A 7,668-nucleotide genomic window follows, 5' to 3' on the forward strand; every position below is an offset into this window, starting at 1 on the left:
TTTTAAACTTCAGCGCTTACGGTAATGCTTGCAACAGCCATAATAATTTCGGTATAGAATTGTAGGAAAAGCAGGAGCACTTTTGATTAGCCTTCTTAAGCCGAAGTATGTGTATGCGGCTATCCTAAGCAAAAGTGGAAAGGAAATTCTTAAAAGTTACAAAATTAAATTTGAGTTTGATACCGAGGTAGAATACATAATAAATCGAGACAAAACGGGTATGTGCCCATTTGAAAATGCGGTTTTAAATGTTGAAGAGCCACTCGAAGCGCTAACTAAAGTTGAGGAGACACTTTCAAAGTTAAGAAATAAATAATTCGAGAGAGTTTAAATATTTCAAAAACATTGACTATGGTAATTTAAGATTGCGAATTTGTTCAAGAAATTCTATATTGCTTGTAAGTGTTTTTAATTCGTTTTGTGCTCTAACAAGTTCATCCGCAGTCTTGGATAGTTCAATGTAGGCTTGAACAGCACTTTTAACAGAGGAATTAGAGATCGTATCTATATGAACGCTATCCTTTAAATTTGGCTCAATACGAACATTAATCTTCGTAAGTTTTCCATCTTCGGAAACAATTGTAGCAAACGGGTAAAGAAATTTTAACGAGCCCAGACTAACTATTAAGAATGCTCCAATAATAAGTGATATAATTATTTTCTTCGTCTTTATCACCTCCTCAAATATATTTTACTACAAAAATTTTTTATCCCAAATTTGTAAGGTAATCGACTATTTCCTTAATGATGTATTCTGGTGTTGAAGTTCCTGAAACGATGCCAATTTTGTTAAAACCGGTAAGGTCGTATTTTTTTAATTCTTGAACATCTTCGACAAAAAAAGTATTTGGATTAACCTTCCTTGCAATCTCATAAAGCCTGTTGGTATTTGCAGAATGCCTTCCACCGACAACAATTACACAGTCAACACTCCTTGCAATTTCGTATGCCTCTTCCTGCCTTTTTACGGTTTCAGGGCAAATTGTATCAAAAAACCTGAATTCAAAGGAATGTTCAAGAAAAAATTTTGCGGTATCTAGCGCAAGGGATCTTGAAACAGTCGATTGCGAGACAAGTGCAACCTTCGGAAAATAATCGTTCTCGTATCCTTTAAGTTCGCTAATATCTGAAACAACGCACATAAGATTTTCTTTTGCTGTCTCTTTGAGTACCTTTGTTTCTCTGTGTCCCTTTTCTCCCACAACTACTATTTTATACCCTTCACTTACAAGTTTCTTTATGATATTCACGGTGCGTATGACAAAAGGGCAGGTTACATCGACAATTTTTTCAAATCTCCTCTTAAGGTTTTCTATCTCTTCGTCTGTTGCACCATGCGCAGGAAGTATGACAATTTCACCTTTATCATTTGCTTCCGCAACATTTACCCCAAGAGACTTCAATCGAGCCATTTCCCTTTCGTTATGAAGGATCGAGTCAACAGTAAAAACCTGTTTCGACTCCTTTGTAAGGTCTTCTACTATACTTACCGCACGTTCAACTCCTGAACAAAAACCAACTGACTTTGATACTATGATAGTTCTTCCGCTTTTTCTATGCATTCTCTTATTAACTCCATTAAATACTCGGTTGCCCTGTCGTAATAATCCTTGTCTTTTGGGTCGAAAACTTCATAAGGCTTGAATGGTTTCCCAAAATACACTGCAAGTTTTGTGCGCTTCATATGGATGAACTTCCTTCCAAGCCCCACTATACCTGCAGGAACAATCGGCACCTTTGCAACTGTTGAAAAATACACTGCACCTTTCTTGCCTTTAAGAAGGACACCTGTCCTTGAACGGGTCCCTTCTGGAAAGAGGAGGAGCGGATATCCTTTTTGAAGGACTTCCTTTGAAAGCTTGATTGATGTTAAATCGGGCTTTTCCCTGTTAACAGGTATGCCGCCAAGATGCCTCAAGATTGGTCCTATAATCTTACTCTCAAACAATTCTTTCTTGCCGAAACTGTACATTCTTTTTGGTAAGGCGACACCAATAAGCGGTATATCAAGCCAGTGTGTATGGTTTGGCGAAACGATATATCCGCCTTCCTCTGGTATGTTCTCAGTTCCCAACACCTTAAAATTATAAAAGATTTTAAAATAGAGTTTCGCTATAATCCTTACTATTTCGTAGAACATACTCTTTCCCTTTTATAAATTCAAGAATTAGAGTAATAACCTCGTCTACAGTTAAATTTGTCGTGTCGATAACATAGGCATCCTTTGGGACAGTAAGGGGCGCAACACTCCTCCCCGAATCAATCATATCTCGTGTTTTAAGGTTCTCATAAACTTCTTCAAATGTTGTATTTATACCTTTATGGATGAGTTCCTTGAATCTCCTTGAGGCACGCTCTTCGAGGGTTGCGGTAAGAAATATCTTTAAAAATGCATCGGGCAAAACAACGCTTCCAATATCCCTTCCCACCATAACAACATTTTTAGACTCTGCAATCCTCCGTAACTCGCTCGTTATAACTTCACGAACCAGGGGATGCTCAGATACGGGAGAAACAAGTGCATCAACGCCTTTATCCCTCAACTTATCAAGGGGAATTTCTTTACCGTTAAGAAAAATTTTCCCACCTACAATATCCACATTAAAGTTTGAAACTGCTTTGTCAAATTCAGAATTTTTTAAGCCTTGTTCTATTGCAATAAATGTTGCAAGCCTGTACAAAAGGCCACTGTCGATAAATTCGTAGCCTAATCTATCTGCAAGAATTTTTCCAACGGTCGATTTACCCGAGGAAGCAACGCCGTCAATTGCAATTTTTCGAGTTTTCATAATCTTTGATCTTGTTTATCCTGCGCTCGTGCCTTCCACCCTCAAACTTTGCATTAAGAAAAGTATTTACGATTTCCTTTGCAACTTCATCACCCACAACACGACCGCCCATGCAGAGGACATTTGCGTTGTTGTGCTCTCTCGACGCATGTGCAGTATATAGATCGTTACAGAGTGCTGCACGAATACCTTTCACCTTATTTGCAGAAATACTCATGCCGATTCCTGTACCACAAACAAGAATCCCAAAGTCGAATTCTCCCCTTGAAACCGCTTCGGCAACTTTGAATGCATAATCAGGGTAATCTACGCTTTCCTCCGTATGAGTACCAAAATCTTCAACTTCAATTCCTTTTGTCTTTAAAAAGTTTTTTATGATTTCTTTAAGCCTGAACCCTGCATGATCTGAACCTATTGCTATTTTCATTTTTTACCTCCTGATTCTTTTAAAAATATGATTAACAGCACTTAATCCATAAGAAATGGCAACATCAAATATCTCGCTTCTTACAAGTTTGCCAAGCCCTACATAAATTATAAATATAACTGCACCAATACCAATACTTCTTAAAAATACCGTAACAGCATGTGCCTTAACGGGAATAAATCGCAAAGAAAGATACGCAAGAAGACCCATTAAAATCCCAACCAAAATACTCTTCATTAGTTCCAGGACTAAATGCTTAAGATAACCTGCTTCAAAGTATTTCCTGTGTCTTCCGTACATTATGTATTGAACAAGAGATGCATAGGTTACTATTGTTGTTGCAAGCGCAATACCAGGAGCGCCCATTAATTTTGCAAGAAGAATATCGAAAACAAGGTTTAAAAAGGCGCTTACCCAACTTATAAGCATTGGTGTTTTTGTATCCTTATAGGTGAAGAACGCCCTTCTGAACAAATCGGCAAGCGTAATTCCTAAAAGTCCTAAAGAATACATAGCAACATTCCATTGAGTAAGTACCGCTGAAGATTCAGTGAAGGCACCTCTTTCAAATAAAACCCTCACTATAGGGCGAGCCCACACGGTGAAATAAACAGTGAAAGGGACCATAATGAACACAAGAACATAGAACGACTTTTTAAATAGCCTCATATAATCTTCGTCGTTTTTGCTTACTGCATGAGAAGAAAGCGTTGGATAAACTGCTGTTGCAAGAGAGGCACCAATAAGTGAATAAGGTATAAGATAAACAGTTTGCGCATATGAAAGGGAGGCAATTGCACCTGACGGCAAATAGGATGCAACTGTTTTGTCAGTTATCTGATAAAGAACACTCAACCCTGATACGATCATTGCAGGTATCATAAGGTTTGTGAATTCCTTAAATCCCGCCCAGTCAATTTCCTTTATGTCATAATGCCTGAAAAACTTCCAGCGAAAATAGAGAAATGAAAATAGAAGGAAAAAGTAAACAAAACCAAACAAATTTTGTCCCCATACTCTACTGTAAATTCCGATCTTTGGTGCAAGTAAAATTAGGGTTATAGGGATTACAATGTTTGCAATGAGCCCTGTAACAGCAGGATATAGAAACTGCTTTTCTGCCTGGAATATACCCGTGAAGAAACCTGTCATAATATTAAGGTAACCAAATATAGCAAGCATTTTAACAAATGTTGAGGCGTATGTAAACCTATCGGAAGTTAAACCAAAGGCAACAATTTTTACAAAAAACGGGCTAAAAATGACAAGAAGGATTGTTATAAAGAAAAGAAGGACGCTATAGATGAAGAAAAGTTGGCTTACAAAAGTCTTTCCCTTTTCCAAGCCCTGTTGTTCTTTTTTTTCTGTATACATCCTTACGATAATGGTTTGCATGCCTGCTGCAAAAAGCCCCAAAATCATATTAGGAATAATGAGTGCAACCTCGAAAGCATCCACCTGGGGAGATGTGCCAAAATATTTGGCAGTAAGCATATCCCTTATGTAGCCAACAATTTTACTCAGAAAAGCAACTATTGAGGTGATAATTGCTGCTTCGGTTATTGTCTGGCTTCGAAGAATCCTTTTCCTATCCATTTGAAATAAGGCTCTCCACTATCTTAAATACGGTCTCTAATCTATTTTCCCAGGAGTATTCTTTTGCATCAAGCGTCCTTTTAACCCTTTTTTCGATAGTATCATCATCTATTGCGCGCTTTAGTTCCTTAACGAAATCTTCCTTTGCCTCCGCTACATACACAGGCAATTGAGAAACATTCCCTACAGGAGTTGACACAACTGGGACGCCGGAAGCAAGATACTCATAAGCCTTAAGAGGGTCAATCTTCCTGGTTAAGTCGTTTACCTTAAAGGGAATTATTGCTGCTTTCGACTGCCACAAAATCGGTGCAAACTGCTCCTGGGTGAGTTTACCAAGAAATTTAACATTTTCTTTTGATAATAACTCTGAGATATCAACAGATGCAAAACCAATGAGTAGAATTTCGTAATCTTTAAAAGAATCGGCTATGTATTTTACAAGGTCAATATCAAACCAGTTTGCGATTGCTCCAACATATACAATCTGGTTTTTAATATTTAGGCTTTCTTTGTTATTAAGCCAGTTTGAAAAAAGCGCATAATCTACACCATTTGGTATTTGGACTGGTTCCTTTCCGAATTTCTTGAGTTTATCTTTGAGGAACTCGTTTCCCGTTGTTATTACAACATCCGATACCTCGACTGTTTTCTTTTCAAGTGCATTAACAAAAGATGGGTTTATAAGCCCTCCAAAACTTGCGTGATCATCGACACAATCATAGATGATTTTTGATTTAAATTTGGTAAGAGCATCCGGGAAAAAGGGGATATATGTAAAAATAAGTGCAGGGTCGAAAGATATTTCCTTAAGGGCAGAAGCAATTTTACTGTAGTATATTTGAGAGTCAATCTTATTGAAAGGAAGGTATTTTTTAAAAAACGGGAGTATTGGAAAACTTCTTAAAACATAAAAATTCGGAAAAACTTCTTTAAGCCCATAACTTTCGACTTTAAAGCCTTTTTTGAGATAGCCAAGGTAAGTGTGAGGTGAGTCCACATAAACGACTCTAAAACCTTTTTCAGAAAGGTACTTAGAGAAACGTGTTTTTCTTGAAGGAAAATCGCCGTATCTATTGGAAGAAAGAAAAAGGATGTCTTTACTCATCCAGCACCTCAGAAAGTGCCGAAATCACCCAGAAATTGAGCGTAATTCCCCACACATCAAAAAGGTTCTCAACAAAAATGTGGATTAAGATAGAAAGCATTGATGCCCCCAGAAACAGGAATATGAGTTTCTTTTTCGTAAAGAACTTGTATACATAATTTGCAAAGCCGTATGATACAAAAAGAATAAAAGAAATTATGCCTAAGAATCCTGTTTCAGCAAAAACATTTATGTAGACACTATCCATTGATGTATAAGCAAAGTAGCCATATTTTTGCCCTGCAGAACTTCCAAAAGTACCAAGACCACTTCCAAAAAGTGGATGCTCAAATCCGTTAACAAGGCCATACTTCCACCTGAAAAGCCTTCCAGCACTTCCTACTCCTCCAAGGCTCTTCTCAATGTAACTTGGGTCAAAAAGCGAAAGAATTCTTAATCTCAAGACAGGCACAGCAAAAATCGTTAGTGCCCCAAAGGCGATAATGGCAATACCAATTACAGGAGAGTACGCAGTAAAAGCAAGGAAAAGTGCACCAATGCTACCAAACCACCCACCTCTTGAGAATGTCAAAAGTAAGCCCGAAACTATCGCAAGGGAAGAAAGTGCATAAACTATCTTTTTAAAAATGTCTTTATCATAGAAAACATAGTAAATCGCAACAGGCAATCCAAGTTCAAGATACCCTGCAAGAACATTTGGGCTTCCAACAACAGAGAATGCTCTCGTGTATATAGATGTGCTTTCAAGGTCTTTATCAACCCACTGAGCAGGAGTTGGCACTTTTTTTATGTACTGGTAAACACCGTGAAGCCCAAGAAGGAGCGAGGAAAAAACAAGAGTTTTAAGGTAAAAGTGAATTTCGTCTTTGGTGGGACTTATAAGGAACACTGCGACGAACACAAAAAAAGGCTCAAGCAAAAGTCTAAATTGATGCTGGAATGCAAGAAAAAGATAGTTATTAAAAACAAAACTCAATACGGAAACAGTTGCAAAGAGCAAAGCAAACAAAAAACCTGGAAGCGCAATTAGGTCCTTAATTCTTTTATACCCAACAAAAAGTGCAAACAAGAAGAAAGTTATTATTAAAAGATCATCCCATACACTTCCCAACTTGGGCACCTTTTTAAGAATATAGTTTACCCACGGATAAAAGGCAATAAGGAAGAGAAAAATCCTCCTTAAAGCCGAATTAACTTTTTCCATATCACTTTACATCTTTAACAGTTAGGACAGTTACCCACAATTTCCAGTTTTCACCATAGATACCAACGTGAACACCTGCCATAATGAAGTCTTTTCCGTATGGATATGCCCAGATGTATTTCTTATCGAGTGATTTTGCAGTTATGTAAACATCTTTGAGTTTTGAGTTATTCTCAATATAAAGGGAATTATTAGAATAATAAATGAATTTCGCCTCTGATGGAACGACTTTAACATCGGTAACTGTGAAACATTTTTTACCTTGAGAGTCATAAATAGTGTCGCCGACTTTTATCATATCGGCTGTTTCTGGTCTAATTGCCTCCGCCAGGAATGTTGCCTCGACATAATTACCCTGTGCTAAAATCTCTTTGCTCTTAGGATTCAATACCTTGTAAAGCCCAAGCAAAACTGCAAGCACAAAAACAACCAAAACAACCGAAATTAAAATCTTCTTACCCATTTTTAACCTCCATATTGTTTCTCAATCCATCAATTATACCACGAAAGAAGTTTTTGAGAAATGTGCCTTTATCATCATAAA

The 7,668-nt window shown here is 37.4% G+C and carries 9 protein-coding genes and 1 pseudogene; 1 reads left to right on the forward strand and 9 read right to left on the reverse strand.

Annotated elements, in window-relative coordinates; all coding sequences use genetic code 11:
• Positions 1 to 55 precede the first annotated feature (55 nt).
• Positions 56 to 316 (forward strand): annotated as a pseudogene (locus JHC30_07280) (DUF1893 domain-containing protein).
• A 33-nt stretch (positions 317 to 349) separates the two neighbouring features.
• Here the strand turns inward: JHC30_07280 and JHC30_07285 are convergent.
• From JHC30_07285 to JHC30_07325, 9 genes are read right to left on the reverse strand one after another with little or no spacing between them, the layout of a single operon-like run.
• A complete protein-coding gene (locus JHC30_07285; GenBank protein ID MCI4463950.1) occupies positions 350 to 676 on the reverse strand; it encodes a hypothetical protein in 327 nt (108 codons plus the stop codon).
• A 31-nt stretch (positions 677 to 707) separates the two neighbouring features.
• The gene (gene ispH / locus JHC30_07290; protein MCI4463951.1) at positions 708 to 1,562 is read right to left on the reverse strand and encodes a 4-hydroxy-3-methylbut-2-enyl diphosphate reductase; all 855 of its coding nucleotides are present in this window, start codon (positions 1,560 to 1,562) and stop codon (positions 708 to 710) included.
• Positions 1,532 to 2,140 carry a 1-acyl-sn-glycerol-3-phosphate acyltransferase gene (locus tag JHC30_07295; GenBank protein ID MCI4463952.1) on the reverse strand — a complete coding sequence of 203 codons (609 nt, stop codon included), beginning with the start codon at positions 2,138 to 2,140 and terminating at the stop codon, positions 1,532 to 1,534. The genes ispH and JHC30_07295 overlap by 31 nt, the downstream gene beginning before the upstream one ends.
• The gene (locus JHC30_07300; protein ID MCI4463953.1) at positions 2,097 to 2,789 is read right to left on the reverse strand and encodes a (d)CMP kinase; all 693 of its coding nucleotides are present in this window, start codon (positions 2,787 to 2,789) and stop codon (positions 2,097 to 2,099) included. The genes JHC30_07295 and JHC30_07300 overlap by 44 nt, the downstream gene beginning before the upstream one ends.
• Positions 2,764 to 3,216, reverse strand: coding sequence for a ribose 5-phosphate isomerase B (gene rpiB, locus JHC30_07305; protein ID MCI4463954.1), 453 nt, complete (start codon positions 3,214 to 3,216; stop codon positions 2,764 to 2,766). Before rpiB ends, JHC30_07300 begins: the two co-directional genes overlap by 26 nt.
• Positions 3,217 to 3,219: 3 nt before the next feature.
• Positions 3,220 to 4,812 carry a murein biosynthesis integral membrane protein MurJ gene (murJ, locus tag JHC30_07310; protein MCI4463955.1) on the reverse strand — a complete coding sequence of 531 codons (1,593 nt, stop codon included), beginning with the start codon at positions 4,810 to 4,812 and terminating at the stop codon, positions 3,220 to 3,222.
• Positions 4,805 to 5,920, reverse strand: coding sequence for a glycosyltransferase (locus tag JHC30_07315; protein ID MCI4463956.1), 1,116 nt, complete (start codon positions 5,918 to 5,920; stop codon positions 4,805 to 4,807). The genes murJ and JHC30_07315 overlap by 8 nt, the downstream gene beginning before the upstream one ends.
• Positions 5,913 to 7,124 carry an O-antigen ligase family protein gene (locus JHC30_07320; protein MCI4463957.1) on the reverse strand — a complete coding sequence of 404 codons (1,212 nt, stop codon included), beginning with the start codon at positions 7,122 to 7,124 and terminating at the stop codon, positions 5,913 to 5,915. The genes JHC30_07315 and JHC30_07320 overlap by 8 nt, the downstream gene beginning before the upstream one ends.
• A 1-nt stretch (position 7,125) precedes the next feature.
• Positions 7,126 to 7,587 carry a DUF4330 family protein gene (locus JHC30_07325; protein ID MCI4463958.1) on the reverse strand — a complete coding sequence of 154 codons (462 nt, stop codon included), beginning with the start codon at positions 7,585 to 7,587 and terminating at the stop codon, positions 7,126 to 7,128.
• Between the last annotated feature and the right edge of the window lie 81 nt (positions 7,588 to 7,668).

This window comes from Caldisericum sp. (genome assembly GCA_022759145.1).
Classification (GTDB): Bacteria; Caldisericota; Caldisericia; order Caldisericales; family Caldisericaceae; genus Caldisericum.